This window comes from uncultured Olegusella sp. (assembly GCF_947253395.1).
Classification (GTDB): domain Bacteria; phylum Actinomycetota; class Coriobacteriia; order Coriobacteriales; family Atopobiaceae; genus Olegusella.
Genome location: NZ_CAMXYY010000040.1, coordinates 1 through 14,617, shown reverse-complemented (window position 1 = coordinate 14,617; position 14,617 = coordinate 1). Strand labels below are relative to the sequence as shown.

Annotated in this window: 11 protein-coding genes and 3 tRNA genes; 9 read left to right on the top strand and 5 right to left on the bottom strand. The window is 48.1% G+C overall.

Annotated features, from left to right (window positions below; translation table 11 throughout):
* On the top strand, positions 1-1,059 hold a 1,059-nt coding region (gene ptsP / locus Q0X25_RS04785; protein ID WP_298579346.1), incomplete at its 5' end, for a phosphoenolpyruvate--protein phosphotransferase.
* Between the two features lie 193 nt (positions 1,060-1,252).
* Here ptsP and Q0X25_RS04780 read toward each other — a convergent pair.
* Together Q0X25_RS04780 and Q0X25_RS04775 are read right to left on the bottom strand one after the other, a co-directional pair.
* A complete protein-coding gene (locus Q0X25_RS04780) occupies positions 1,253-2,755 on the bottom strand; it encodes a basic amino acid/polyamine antiporter (protein WP_021735281.1) in 1,503 nt (500 codons plus the stop codon).
* An 83-nt stretch (positions 2,756-2,838) separates the two neighbouring features.
* Complete coding sequence (locus Q0X25_RS04775; RefSeq protein WP_298579345.1) at positions 2,839-3,615, bottom strand: dimethylarginine dimethylaminohydrolase family protein; 777 nt, start codon at positions 3,613-3,615, stop codon at positions 2,839-2,841.
* A 216-nt stretch (positions 3,616-3,831) separates the two neighbouring features.
* On the opposite strand from Q0X25_RS04775, the gene Q0X25_RS04770 reads away from it, so the two are divergent.
* Positions 3,832-4,485 (top strand): GntR family transcriptional regulator, encoded by a 654-nt coding sequence (locus tag Q0X25_RS04770; protein WP_021735261.1) that lies wholly within the window; start codon positions 3,832-3,834, stop codon positions 4,483-4,485.
* A gap of 25 nt (positions 4,486-4,510) precedes the next feature.
* Here the strand turns inward: Q0X25_RS04770 and Q0X25_RS04765 are convergent, their stop codons facing one another.
* Complete coding sequence (locus Q0X25_RS04765; RefSeq protein ID WP_298579344.1) at positions 4,511-5,503, bottom strand: diacylglycerol kinase family protein; 993 nt, start codon at positions 5,501-5,503, stop codon at positions 4,511-4,513.
* A 188-nt stretch (positions 5,504-5,691) separates the two neighbouring features.
* A tRNA-Gly gene (locus Q0X25_RS04760) sits at positions 5,692-5,767 on the bottom strand.
* 202 nt (positions 5,768-5,969) lie between these two features.
* On the opposite strand from Q0X25_RS04760, the gene Q0X25_RS04755 reads away from it, so the two are divergent.
* The 7 genes from Q0X25_RS04755 (at position 5,970) to Q0X25_RS04725 (ending at position 14,295) form a co-directional block, all read left to right on the top strand.
* Positions 5,970-6,046, top strand: a tRNA-Pro gene (locus Q0X25_RS04755).
* A gap of 241 nt (positions 6,047-6,287) precedes the next feature.
* Positions 6,288-7,649, top strand: coding sequence for an NADP-specific glutamate dehydrogenase (gene gdhA / locus Q0X25_RS04750; RefSeq protein ID WP_298579342.1), 1,362 nt, complete (start codon positions 6,288-6,290; stop codon positions 7,647-7,649).
* Positions 7,650-7,870: 221 nt separating this feature from the next.
* A tRNA-Leu gene (locus Q0X25_RS04745) sits at positions 7,871-7,955 on the top strand.
* 65 nt (positions 7,956-8,020) lie between these two features.
* Entirely contained in the window at positions 8,021-9,364 is a 1,344-nt protein-coding gene (gene tig / locus Q0X25_RS04740; protein ID WP_298579341.1) for a trigger factor, read from the top strand.
* A 138-nt stretch (positions 9,365-9,502) separates the two neighbouring features.
* Positions 9,503-10,111, top strand: a complete 609-nt coding sequence (locus Q0X25_RS04735; RefSeq protein ID WP_298579340.1) for an ATP-dependent Clp protease proteolytic subunit — start codon at positions 9,503-9,505, stop codon at positions 10,109-10,111.
* 20 nt (positions 10,112-10,131) lie between these two features.
* Positions 10,132-11,508 carry an ATP-dependent Clp protease ATP-binding subunit ClpX gene (gene clpX / locus Q0X25_RS04730; protein ID WP_298579339.1) on the top strand — a complete coding sequence of 459 codons (1,377 nt, stop codon included), beginning with the start codon at positions 10,132-10,134 and terminating at the stop codon, positions 11,506-11,508.
* Positions 11,509-11,583: 75 nt separating this feature from the next.
* On the top strand, positions 11,584-14,295 hold the full coding sequence (locus Q0X25_RS04725) for a valine--tRNA ligase (RefSeq protein WP_298579338.1): 2,712 nt from the start codon (positions 11,584-11,586) through the stop codon (positions 14,293-14,295).
* Positions 14,296-14,352: 57 nt separating this feature from the next.
* On the opposite strand, the gene Q0X25_RS04720 is transcribed toward Q0X25_RS04725, so the two are convergent.
* Entirely contained in the window at positions 14,353-14,586 is a 234-nt protein-coding gene (locus tag Q0X25_RS04720) for a hypothetical protein (RefSeq protein WP_298579337.1), read from the bottom strand.
* Positions 14,587-14,617: the final 31 nt, after the last annotated feature.

Sequence of the window (14,617 nt, the reverse complement as noted above, 5' to 3'; positions counted from 1 at the left end):
GTTGATGGTACTCAGGGTGAGGTTTTCTTAAATCCTAGCAATGAAGAGCTCGATAGCTATAAGTTTAAGGCTGAGCTGCTTGCCGCTGACAAAAAGAGGCTCGAGGTATATCGTGGCAAGCCAACCAATACCGCTGATGGTATGAGCAAACTGCTTGTTGCTAATATTGGCAATCCCGATGATGCGACCGCCGCTATTGAGCATGACGCTGAGGGCGTGGGTCTTTTCCGTTCTGAGTTCCTCTTTATGGATGCTTCTGAGCTACCTACCGAGGATGAGCAATTCTCTGCTTACCAAAAAGTCGCTTTGCGTATGAAGGACCAGCCTGTCATTATTCGTACGCTTGATGTGGGCGGTGACAAAGAGATCCCCTACCTTGACCTTGTCAAAGAAGAAAACCCCTTCATGGGATTCCGTGCCGTTCGCTACTGCCTTGCCAATCCTGAGGAGTACAAGGTACAGCTTCGCGCTCTGCTGCGTGCCTCCGCCTTTGGTGATGTCAAGATTATGGTGCCTCTGGTAACTGACCTCATCGAGATTCGCAAGGTCAAGAAACTTGTTGAGGAGTGCAAGCAGGAGCTCGATGAGCGTGGCATTGCTTATAACCCCAATATTGAGGTTGGTACCATGATTGAGACGCCCTCCGCGTCTTTGATTGCAGATTTACTTGCCGCTGAATGTGATTTCTTCTCGATTGGTACTAATGACCTTATCGGTTATACGATGTGTGCTGACCGTGGCAATGATCGCATTGGGTATCTCTATGAGGTTTACCAACCGTCTGTACTGCGCTCGCTTAAGCGCATTATTGAGGAAGGCAACAAGGCTGGTATCTTGGTTGGCATGTGCGGCGAAGCGGCAGCCGATCCTTTGATTATTCCTGTGCTGATTTCCTTTGGCCTCGGTGAGTTCTCCGTATCTTCGCCGTCCATTCTGCGTACGCGCTACATTATTTCGCAGTGGACCAAGGAAGAGGCAGATGCTTTGACCGAAAAGGTTATGAAGCTCGAGACCGCCGCTGAGGTCAAGGCTGCTTTGCAGGCTGCTGCCAAGAAGTAAAGCTTGCTAAAGGGTAGATAGCTCAGAGCTCGTAATACACGTTAAGAGCATTGGTGTAGCCCCAAAATCTGATGTAGCTCAGGTTTTGGGGCTCGTATTTGCTCATTGGAAGCTCTTCGTTACCACGTTTGAGTAACTACCTACCAATCTATTGCAGGTAGCCTTAGACGACTGCCACCTGCAGTCCGCTTCCTTACAGTACCGAAATGACACCCGTTGCAATAAGATATACCGATGCCACCATTGTGATGATAATAATTGCTGCAATGACTTTATCCACTATAGTTGGCAAAATCTTTTTGCCTTGGGTTACTTCGCCCCAAGCATAAAGAATAATGCCTGGGCTAAACAATATGGTTGTAATCATAATGCCAGTTAACCCACAGGACCATACTAGAAAGATAGTATATGCTACACCTAACGAGCCAAAAAAACGTGCCTTGTTGATATTACCCGCACCATCGGCGCCCATGAACTTGTTCTGCCAAGCGATTTTGGCAAAGTACAATACCGATGCAACATAGGGTACTAAAATTGTACATACGGCACAGTTGTACATAAACTGATAGGTGCTTGTTGCAAATACTGCCAGAATCAGAAATAGTTGTGTAATTGCAGATGACACAATGAGTGTCACGATGGGAGACCCTGCTTTGTTTGAGTACGCAAACATCTTGGGGAAAGTACCCATTTTTGCTGCTTCATGCGGAGTTTCGGCATTGATGATGACATAACCTAACATAGCACCTAACAGCGACAGTACTACGCCGAGATTGACAATGGCAGCACCAACAGGTCCGATGGCAGCTTCGAGTACACCAGCCATCGAAGGTGTTGCGAGCTGTGCCATCTGCTCGCGAGGTACTACACCCATACTGAGGACTGATATCAGCATATACAGTACAAAAATGGCAATAAATCCAATAATAGTTGAACGTCCCACATCTTTCGCGAGACGAGCGCGTCCTGAAATTACCACGGATGCTTCGATGCCGGTAAAGACCCAAACAAGTGCAACCATAGTGGATACGACCTGTTCAAAAAAGCCCGGACCACCTGGTTCACCCATAAAGTTGGCCATAAAAATAGAAGGATTAAATTTACCCAACAGCAAAATCGAGACGATAAAGAGACCAAGAGGAATAATCTTTGCAATGGTTACAAAAATATTGAGTTTAGCTGCCTCTTTGACACCTTTTGCTGACAACCAGACCAAAAACCATAGATATGCTGAGGCACAAATACATGAGAGAAGATTGTTCCCACCTTCGAAAGGTTTAAAGAAATATCCAAGTGCTGAGAAGAGCAAAAGAGCAAATGAGACGTTAGATAGGCATCCTGAAATCCAGTAGCCATATGCTGAAATAAAGCCAACAAAATCACCAAATCCTGCGGCAGCATAGGCGTAAATACCGCCAGTTAGGTCAGGCCGCGCACGTGATAAACCAAAAAAGCACATAGCAAGCGACAGTACGCCTACAAAGCAAATGCCCCAGCTAATCAGTACAGCTCCTGTATTGGCACCGCCTGCGGCAAGGTCACCTGCTAGCGAGAAAATACCACCGCAAATGCTTGCCGTGATAACCATCATTGACAGACGTAGTAAACCCATACCATTGGGATCAATGATTTTGTTACCTTGTTTGTCTATAAGTAATTTTGTGGGACTACTTGTCGTTACATTAGATGTTTGCATCGTAGCAGCCTCTCTCCGAAGTAAAAGGTTGCGTAGATCGTTTTACCGTCCTACGCAACCTTTTGGGGATGATGAAAAAAGCTCTAGAAGCGTAAGCCTAGGCAGGATAGACCGCCATCGAGTTTGCGATATTCAGATGTATCTACCACGATAGTTTTATAACCAGCATCTTGTACGGCTTTGAGTACAGTGGGATAACCCTCAGCGACAATGACTGTGTCATTCATCCAAATGCAGTTGGCGCCGTAGGCCTCTTCTTCAGGAACAATAATTTTGTTGTAGTTTGCAAACTCAGCTTTTTCGATAAATTCACCAGAAACAAGCATATTGTTGTTCTCGATATAGTTGACGCCTGTCTTTAGATGCAACACCTTTTCCAAAGGTACTTCAACACACTTTAGACCCCACTCTTGTAGTATGGCGGCAAATTGGCGGATACCTTCTTCGTTGGTACGCTTTGATTTACCAACATAGAATGTGTTGCCTACCATCATGACGTCACCACCCTCAAGAGTGCCCGGTGAGGTAATGTGACGAATTTTGTCATAATCAAAAAAACGATGCAGCACAGGTTCAAGCAACGCTGCCTCACCACGTCGAGACTCAGCTCCTGGGTTGTCTACAATAACACCGCAAGATGTAATTACGCAGGTATCCTCAACGAAGCAGCTGTCAGGGTACTCTTCAGATGCAGGGAGTACGGTAACATCTACGCCACAACGCGTAAGAGCATCAATGTAATCATTGTGCTCTTCAATAGCTCGATTGTAGTTGGGCTTTCCAAGCTCAGGGGCAGAGGTAATGCCGTCAATCAATGAGTGACTTGGACGACGGACGATGCAGTGAGTGAATCTAGCCATGGCCAAACTCCTTTCAAAAAAACTAACTTTGCGTTCCGTAAGTCCAAAATATCTTTAAGAGTTGTATACCGTGTACAATCTATACTCAAAGGTATTATTTTTTCAGTAAGCGGTAGATAACATGCTATTTATCTTTATTATTTTGTTTATATAGGCAATAATGTCGATTGTATACAATCGTAATACAAAAACAACAGCTTATAGGTGTGTGACAGCATGAGTAAAGAAAAATATTTTTCTCTCAAAGATCATGTGTATATGCATATTGCCAATCTCATTAATGAAGGAATGTTGGGGGAGTTTGAACATATTAGTGAACAAAGCATTGCTGATGCGCTGTCAGTGAGTCGCACTCCTGTAAGAGAAGCGCTGATGCAGCTTGCAGATGAAGGATACTTGGAGCGTTTGCCGCGAAAAGGTTTTACGGTACGTGGTTTTGATGAGTCAGCTGCGCGTGAAGTGTTTGAAATTTTGGGACCACTTGACGGGAGAGCGGCTCTTTTGGCAGTAGAACGTATGAGCGACAATAATATTGCGCAACTGGGATTTTTGTGTAACAGTATGCAGCTGGCTATCAATAGCGGATTATTTGATCGCTATGATGATTTGCAACGCGAGTTTCATCAAACTTACGTGCGAAAGTGTGGAAATAGTCGACTTGCAGACTATATTGATAATCTTAATCGCTTTTTTATGAAACGCGCCTATTTGCAAGAAAAGCCTGAGGTACTGGAAGCAAATGCGCGCAAAGCTAATAAAGAACACGCACATATTTTGGCACTTTTCAAAAAACGGGATGGCATTGGGTTGCAATCTTATATACGGGATGTTCACTGGTCATTGGATAATGCTAAATATCTATCTTGGTAGGGAGGAGCAGTGCTACCTGTGCGGTCTATAGGGCGGATAGTTTCAATGAATCGGTAGCATTTCTCGGAGCGATAACTTTCAAAACAGCAGGGGCTACATCGATGCTGTGCTGTTTTTGCTGGGGTATTTTTTCTCCATCGATTTGTCCTGGAGGAATTTCTTCAGGAAAGTGTATGTCCAAATGGGTCAATTGATCAAAAGCTAAATGCCGAGACCGTGTGTGCTTTCCGAGACGAGCCAAAGCAAAGAGCCGCAGCGTGTTGGGCACCATTGGCAAGCTGCAGTTATAACAAAGGTCAAGCAAACCATCAGATATATCTGCCTTGGGTGTAACTTGGAAGCCACCACCATAGCTGACGCCCTGTTGCACCGCAAAAATAATTTCGCGACCTGAGATTTCTTTTTTAATACCAGAGGCATCGTAGTAGCTTGCGCTAAAAGCCCAGCCACGATGAGCTTTGCTCATAATTTTGAGACCAGAAGTAGCAAAAAGTACAGCGCCTTGTTGGTGGGTATTTGCCGCGCGACGATCGGTGGTATCAAGAGCAATAGCTGCATCAAGTCCAAAAGAGAGCGTTTCTATGTAGTACTTTTCTTGTGGAGTGTCCTTATCTAAAACACCTAGATCAAGCTGTTTTGTCGTACCCGTCATAATTTCAGTAAGTGCAGCTTTGGGGTCGTTAATGGCAGATCCAAGGGTGCGCGCAAAGTCGTTTCCCGAACCCATGGCTATAACAGCAAGGATAGGGCAGCAAACTGCAGGTATTTGCATGAGACCATTTACTACTTCGTTGATAAGTCCGTCTCCACCAAGGGCAATGACAGTATCTGCCTCAGTCGCTTGGGCAGCTATATCTTGTGCATGACCGCGTGCGTGAGTAAGCTGCATTTGGAACGTATCTGTTGCGGAGCTATGCGCTTTGAAGTATCGGTGGACAAACTCAGCCGCATGAGCTCCCTTGCCACTGCGAGCAGCAGGGTTGGCAATAACGATAGTGTGTCCCAGTTGTCGGCTCATGGGTAAAAACCTTTCAAGCTCGGCCTCATTAAAATTCTGCTTGTATAAAGTATAGGTCTGGCCTGAAAAAACAGCGCCAGACAAAAATGTGGGCAGAGAGAAAAAATATGTGTCGGAATGTGGCATATAACGACAGGTACAGCATAAAAAAAGTCAGCGCCTCAGTGACGCTGACTTCGGTATTTGTATGGAGCGGCGGACGGGACTCGAACCCGCAACAATCAGCTTGGAAGGCTGACGCTCTACCAATTGAACTACCGCCGCACATGGTGTGCTTAGACAGAATAGCCCAAGTCCTCACAACACGCCACATAATTCTTGCCTTTGCTGAGTAATTCTCACAAGAATTGAAATATTTTTGTAGTATAGGTTTGTGAGAGCAGGGCAAACAAAGTAAAAAATTATTGCTAAGTCGTTCTATCCGTTGCGATAAAGGCACAGCTCATCTATAATTGCCCTCCGTCATCGGGGCGTAGCGCAGCCTGGTAGCGCGCCTGCTTTGGGAGCAGGATGTCGTGGGTTCGAATCCCGCCGCCCCGACCATACTTTTATTTGCCACTTAACGAAGCTTTTCATTTGTTTGCCGCTTTGTGAACTGCTCATTTATTTGCCAGTTGGCGAACTGTTTCATAATAGATAAATTTGTTACCTGATTTAGTAGGCAAAGAAAAACCTGTCTACTCTAGACTGGGCGTGAATGAGTACGCCAGAGGGGCGCTGTCTTGGGATGGTGCCCGCACCGGGGCGACAGGTGTCGTGCCCGCACTACCATGAGAGGGGAAGCATGTCCGCACAAAACTATTCCGAACGCGTTATCGCTGAGCTATCTGAGCGTTACGCTGATCAGCCCGAATTTATTCAGGCTGCAACTGAGGTATTAACAACCCTTCAGCCCGCCCTTGATACTCATCCCGAGTACGAGCAAGCCGCTTTGCTTGAGCGTCTTGTAGAGCCAGAGCGCATAATTATGTTTCGTGTACCTTGGGTTGATGATGAGGGTAAGGTTCAGGTTAATCGCGGATATCGCATTCAGTTTAATTCAGCCATTGGGCCTTACAAGGGCGGTCTGCGCTTGCATCCTAGTGTGAATCTTTCCATCCTCAAATTCCTCGGTTTTGAGCAGATATTCAAAAATAGTCTCACAACGCTTCCCATGGGTGGTGCCAAGGGTGGTTGTGACTTTGATCCCAAGGGTAAGTCTGATCGTGAGGTTATGGCATTTTGTCAGTCCTTTATGACCGAGCTTTTCCGTCACATTGGTCCTAATACCGATGTCCCTGCAGGTGATATTGGCACGGGTGCTCGTGAGATTGGATATATGTTTGGCCAGTATAAGCGCCTGCGCAATGAATGGTCTGGCGTACTTACCGGCAAGGGTCTGAGCTATGGTGGTTCTCTTGCGCGAACGCAAGCAACGGGCTATGGTGCGGTTTATTTCCTATCTCATATGGTAGCCGAAAAAGAGGGTGCTCCCACCGTTGCAGCAGCTCCTCTTGCCGATAAGACCATCTGTGTTTCTGGCGCGGGTAATGTTGCAATCTATGCAGTTCAAAAAGCAGAGCAGCTCGGCGCAAAAGTTGTTACCGTGTCTGATTCGTCAGGCTATGTCTATGATCCCGATGGCATTGATGTAGCCACATTGCAGACGGTAAAAGAAGTGCATCGTGCGCGTCTAACCGAGTATGCTGCTGCTCGTCCTAATGCTGTTTACCATGCAGGCGAGCGTCCTTGGGGCGAGACCTGTGATATTGCTATGCCTTGTGCTACACAAAACGAGCTTGATCTTGACAATGCCAAGGAGCTTGTTGCTCATGGCGTTAGGTATGTAGTCGAGGGCGCCAACATGCCAACCACCCTTGAAGCAACTCAGTATTTGCTGCAAAACGATGTCTTCTTTGCGCCTGGCAAGGCTGCAAATGCTGGTGGTGTTGCGACTTCTGGTCTTGAGATGAGCCAAAACGCAGAACATCTCTCTTGGACCTTTGATGAGGTTGACGAAAAACTCAAAGGCATCATGGAGTCTATCTATACTGCTGCGAGTAACGCCGCAAAGCAGTACGGTCATGAGGGCGATTTGGTCTTTGGTGCCAACATTGCTGGTTTCCTCAAAGTAGCAGAGGCTATGATGGCTCAGGGCGTTTGCTAAGGCGTCTGTACAAGAGAATCTGTGCGTGATGGTTTTACAGCGTCTGCCGGTCTCATGCTCGGCAGGCGCTGTTTTTTGTCTAGAATTTCTGCTTCAAAGCAGAGATAATCCGCATGCATTTCTTCCGTCAACGGTAGTCATGTAGTTGCTGCGTGGTCAGTTTGAGTTTTCCTACCCAGCGGAGGGTTATTTTGCTAATATCTTCTCCTGTGTGTTTATATGCGGGCGTGGCGGAATTGGCAGACGCGCTGGATTTAGGTTCCAGTGGGGCAACCCGTGAAGGTTCAAATCCTTTCGCCCGCACCATTCGCACAAGAGGTAAAGCCAAATTAACGTTTGCAGATGATTTGGCATGAGACACTGGAGGAACGTTGAAGATTTCCGTCACTTCTGAGAGGACCGACGACGGCAAGGTCGCGGCCAAGGTTACTGTCCCTGCTGCTGAGGTCGATGCTACGGTCAAGAAGACCTATCGTGACATTGCTCAGCGCTATAACTTCCAGGGCTTCCGTCGTGGTCGTGCACCACGTCCTGTTATTGATGGCATTTTGGGTAGGGACGCAGTTCTCGCACAGGCTACTGACGAGCTACTCCAAGAGGTTCAACCTCAGATGATTGAGGAGCTCGACCTTGTTCCCGTTGAGCGTCCTGACTGGGGTGAGTCTGATCCTGTCGTTGAGCACGAGGACTTTGTTATCGATTGCACGGTTGTTGTGCCTCCCGTTGCTGGTCTTAAGAGCTATGATGCTCCCGCTATCAATATGCCTCCTGCAGAGGTAACCGAGGCGGAGATTGACCACCAGATTGAGCAGTTGCTCACGTATCGCACCACCTTTGAGCCCAATAAGCGTGCCAAGAAAGTCAAGGACAAGGACATGATTACGGTCACTGCCGTTGACAAGAAGGGTGAGTCTGGTATTGCTGGTGAGGATCGTACCGTCGCCCTTGGCAATCCTAACCTTGCCGATGAGCTCGTCTCTGAAATTGTTGGCATGAAGGTTGGTGAGACCAAGACCATCTCTTGGACTCACAGCCATGATGACCATACCCATGAGTTTGAGGTTGAGGTGACTATCAATACCATCCAGAAGGCAGTTACTCCCAAGCTTACCGATGAGTTTGCTAAGACTGGCTTTGGTTTTGATACTGTCGCTGAGCTCCGTGACGCTGTCAAGGAAGAAGTTGCAGCAGACAAGAAGGAGGGCCTGCCAGGTCTTAAGGAAGATCGCGTTGTGGCTGCTATTGGCGAACAGCTCGATCTCGAGGAGGTTCCCGAGGCCTATCAAAATCAAGTATTCAACGAGCTTGCTCAGGAATTCTTGGGTCAACTTTCTCGTCGTGGTATGAATCTTGATATGTATCTCAGCATGCAGGGCATCAAGAGCGATGAGTTCTTGGCTGACCTGCACGATCAGGCCGAAGAGCGTGCGCGCCAGTCTCTGGCCCTTGACGCTCTAGCAAGCGAGCTCAAGCTTGACTGTAGCGATGAGGATATCCGTGGTGAGTTTGAGAAGGCCAACGTCAAAGATGTTGATTCCTCCATCAAGGAGTTCCTCTCTGATGGTCGTATGCCTGCGGTGCGTCAGTCCATCCGTCGCACCAAGGCCGTTAACTGGCTTGTTGAGAATGCACAGGTTACTGAGGTTGACGAGGTTGCCGAGGCTCGCGCCAAGGATGAGAGCAACAAGGACGAGGCCAGCGAGGACGCTGAGTAGTTTTTGGTCGCAAGTTTTTGATGGTCAAGTGCCCTGGCAGAAAAACTGCTGGGGCACTTTTATCCAAAAATGTCTCAGAGAGCTACGAGTGGGGTACCATCGTTAGGTAAAGCATTTCGTAGGCGAAAGGATGCACTTATGCACAACCCAACAAATATTCCTTTGATTCCCTATGTGGTTGAGCAGACCCCTCGTGGGGAGCGTAGCTACGACATCTATTCAAGACTACTCAACGACCGCATTGTCTTTCTTGGTGAGGAGATTACACGCGAATCTGCAAATCTTGTTATCGCGCAGCTCTTGCACCTAGAAAGCCAAGACCCCGACAAAGACATTAGTCTGTATATCGACTCTCCTGGTGGCGAGGTCTATGCTGGTTTGGGCATTCTCGATACGATGAATTTTATTAAGCCTGACATTTCGACCATCTGTGTTGGAATGGCAGCCTCGATGGCGTCTGTCCTGCTTGCTGCTGGCACCAAAGGCAAGCGTATGGCACTTCCTAATTCGATGGTGTTGATTCATCAGCCCATCTCTGGAGCTCAAGGACAACAGACCGATATTCAGATTGTGGCTAATGAGACCAAGTGGATTCGCGAGCACCTCAATGAATTGCTCGCAAACTATACTGGTCAGCCAGTCGAAAAAATTAATATTGACACCGAGCGCGATAATTATATGCGTGCCCAACAAGCGATGGAGTATGGCCTCGTAGACCGTGTCATTACGTCACGCACCGAGCAGTAAGATTTTGAGTAGGAGGGCACATGCCTTCGTTTGGTAAGAACGGAACAGGGATGTTTGACGAGCTACATTGCTCGTTTTGTGGCAAGACTCGTACTCAGGTGCGCAAGTTAATTCAAGGACCTGATGGGGTATTCATCTGCGATGAATGTGTTGCTGCTTGTCAGGATATTATCTTAGGTTCTGATGCTGAGGATGCTCGTGTACGGGCCCAAGAACTGACACATATCAGCAATGATGCAGCTGCTGGTTTTGAGCTTGCGCCTGAGGAAGGCTTTGAGCCTAACACTGAGATGCCTCTCAAACATCTTCCAACGCCACATGAGATTTATGACGAACTTTCAAATTACGTCATGGGCCAAGAAGAAGCCAAGCGTGCAATGAGTGTGGCTGTCTACAATCATTATCGCCGCATTGCTGCAGGCGCTGATGAGGTTGCTGAAGATAGCGAAGACGTTGAGATTGCAAAGTCCAACATCTTGTTACTTGGCCCTACCGGTACAGGTAAAACATTACTCGCTCAGACGTTGGCACGCTTTCTTGAGGTACCCTTTGCCATTGCTGATGCAACCACTTTGACCGAGGCGGGATATGTGGGTGAGGATGTCGAAAATATCCTGCTCAAGCTCATAACGGCTGCAGATGGCGATGTTGAACGTGCTCAGATGGGCATTGTTTACATCGATGAGATCGACAAAATTGCGCGCAAAGCTGAGAATCTCTCGATTACGCGCGATGTGTCGGGTGAGGGCGTCCAGCAGGCATTGCTCAAGATTCTTGAGGGAACCGAAGCCGCAGTACCCCCTACAGGTGGTCGCAAGCATCCTCAGCAAGAGCTTATTCGCATCGACACCACCAATATTTTGTTTATCTGCGGTGGCGCCTTTGTGGGCTTGGACAAGATTGTTGCCGATCGTATTGGCAAGAAGGGCATTGGCTTTAATGCTGAACTTTCACGTAAGGTCGAGGATGACCAAGACGAACTGATGAGCAATGTCATGCCTCAAGACCTGCATAAATTTGGCATGATCCCTGAGTTCATCGGGCGTATCCCGGTGATTTGCTCCACGCGTGAACTGACAGCAGATGATTTGGTTGAGATTTTAACCAAGCCGCGCAATGCTATTGTCAAGCAGTATAAGCGTATGTTTGATCTTGAAGGCGTTGATTTGAACTTTACTGAGGACTCTTTGCACGAGATTGCTGACCAAGCTATTGCCCGCGGTACGGGTGCTCGTGGCTTGCGGTCCATCTGTGAAGCAACACTGCAGAACACGATGTTTGACTTGCCAAGCGACCTTGATATTACCGAGGTTATTGTGACGCCTGAATCGGTGGGTGGCGCGCAGTCTCCCCAGATTGTACGTTCTGGTAAAGGCGCCAACCGTTCGAACTTGTAAGTTTTATTCCGCCAAGGCGAGGCACGCTCAAGACATGAGTGCCCACCACGTCGTGGCAGGAGAGGGAGGATTGTTATGGAAGAAATGCCCAAGACCTACGACCCTGCTACCAACGAACCTGAGCAGATTAAGCGATGGGTTCAGGCGAGCTGCTATCAGCGTTCTTGCGGTGTAGGGGACTGTACGGTTACCATTCCACCTCCCAACGTTACTGGTATTTTGCATATGGGTCATGCGATGGATGACAGTATCCAAGATACCTTTGTGCGCTATAACCGTATGCGCGGGCGCTCTACTCGCTGGATTTTGGGTACAGACCATGCAGGCATTGCCACTCAGACCAAGGTCGATAAAAAGCTCAAGGCAGAAGGTAAGTCTCGTCTTGAAATGGGTCGTGAAAAGTTCTTAGATGTCTGTTGGGACTGGACTCATGAGTACGGTGGCACGATTGTCAATCAGATTAAGCGCATGGGTTGTTCCATCGATTTTGATGATGAGCAATTTACGATGAGTCCTGAGTTTTCACGTGCGGTTCGCAAGGTCTTTGTCGACTGGTACCATGACGGTCTCATTTATCGAGGTAAGCGTATTGTGAACTGGTGTCCTCACTGCTGTACCGCTATTTCTGATGATGAGGCCGAATATCATGATGAAAAAAGTCATCTTTGGTATTTGCGTTACCCCTTGGTAGAGCCTGTAGGTGATGCAACGTATATCACTGTGGCAACCACGCGTCCCGAGACCATGCTTGGCGATACGGGCGTTGCGGTTAGTCCTCAAGATCCAGAAAAAGCTGACTTTGTGGGCAAGAAGGTTTTGCTTCCCATCGTCAATCGTGAGATTGAAATTTTTTCTGATTGGCATGTCCAGCCAGGTTTTGGTACGGGTTTTGTCAAGGTAACTCCTGCTCATGACCCCAATGACTATGCTATGGGCCAAACTCACCATCTTGAGCAAATTAATATTTTTGACGAAACTGCGCACGTAATTGAGGGCTATGGCGCCTATTCAGGCATGGATCGCAATGAAGCTCGAGAGGCTATCGTTGCTTGGTTTGACAAACATGGCCTACTTGATCATATCGAAGATATTGAGCACTCAGTCATGCACTGCTATCGCTGTGATACTGCGCTGGAGCCATGGCTGTCCGAGCAGTGGTTTGTTGCTGTTGACAAGCTTAAGGCGCGTGCGACTCAGGTGGTAAAGGATGGTGAGGTGACGTTCCATCCTGCGCGCTGGACCCAGACATATCTCAATTGGATGGAAAACCTCAAGGACTGGTGTATTAGCCGTCAGCTCTGGTGGGGCCATCGTATTCCGGTGTTTTACTGTGAGGAGTGCGGTTGGGAAGATGCTCTGCTTGAAGATACTGATGTCTGCCCACATTGTGGAAATCATCATATTCATCAAGACGAGGATGTACTTGACACCTGGTTTTCCAGCCAGCTATGGACGTTTGCTACGCAAGGCTGGCCCGACCATCCCGAACGCATGGAAGGCCATCACCCCACCAAAGTGCTCGTGACTGCTCGCGACATTATCGCATTGTGGGTTGCGCGTATGATCATGAGTTCTTTGTACTTTACCGATGAGGTACCCTTCCACGATGTGTATATTTACGCGACTATCTTGGCTAAGGACGGTAGCCGCATGTCCAAGTCCAAAGGCAACGGTGTTGACCCCATGGATTTGATGGAAAAGTACGGTGCAGATGCCATGCGTCACAATCTGCTCACGTTGATTACCAACAATCAAGATGTTAAGTTTGACGCTGATATCGACAAAAAGACACGCGAACTCATTAAATCAGATCGTACTGATGCAGCGCGTTCCTTTGTTACCAAGATTTGGAATGCCAGTCGTTTTGTACAGATGAACCTTGAGGGCTATCAGCCAGGAGCTCCTGTTGCCAAAACGTCCGAGGATGCGTGGATGCTTTCTCGTCTTGCCCGTGCGGTTGCTACGGCTACGCGCCAGTTAGAAACATATGAGTTTGGTGATTATGCGCGCGACTTGCAATCCTTCTTCTGGAATGAGGTTTGCGACTGGTATATCGAGCTCTGTAAAGGTCGCCTGCTTGAGGGCACCCCTGAAGAAAAGCTGCAAGTACAGCGCAATTTGGTCTATGTGCTTGATGTGAGTTTGCGTTTGTTGCATCCCGTCATGCCTTTTGTCACCGAAAAGATTTGGGATGCGTTGCCTGCAAGCAAGCTGGATTGCGATGAAAATGGCACGTATGTCAGCCACGACGGTCGTTTCCTTATGATGGCCGCCTGGCCTGAGGAGGCAGACTTTGTCTCCTATGTAAATGAGCGTGCGGAGCACGACTTTGAGTTGGCAAAAGCGCTGGTGGGTGCTGTGCGTTCCACGCGTGCACGTTATCGCCTCTCCCCACGCACCGAGCTTGATGTGGCAGTACGTACTATGGGCAATGATGCCGAGGTTATCGAGGCTCAACGCAGCTTTATTTGTAATGTGGGCCGCATCGACCAGATGGTAGTTGGTGCGCGCATTGACAAGCCTCAGGGCGCTATTTCTGTTGCTCTCGGTGATATGGAAGTATTTGTGGCACTCGGCGGTCTCATTGATTTTGAAGCAGAGAAAAAGCGCCTGGGCAAGCAGCTTGAGGCAGCTCGAAAAGAGCTTGCTGGTACCGAGCGTACGCTTGCCAATGAAAGCTTTGTTGCCAAGGCAGCTGCGGCTGTTATCGAGAAGAAGCGCGCGCGTGCTGATGAGCTGAGCGCAACTATCTCGCAGCTTGAAAATCAAATTGCTGACTTTAGCTAAGTAAAACATAGCGCGACAACTTGCAAATTTTTGTAAGCTGCCGCGCTATGGCTCTGTTTAAAGCAAGGTTATGCTAAAAGCGCGCTCAACAGTCTTGCCAGGCTCTGCTATGAGACTGCCTTGCTTGTGTTCAAGTATGTCATCTTCGTCGGTACGCGTTGCAGTACCTGTCCATGGCTCGAGGGCGACAAAGGGTGCATCACCTGTCTCGCAACCAGGAGACCAGATACCCAAATAAGGAAATCCTTCAAAATCCAAACGCAGCACAGGCTTATCCTGTCTCTTATACACATCTCCGAGCCCACGAGACCGTTATTCTAAT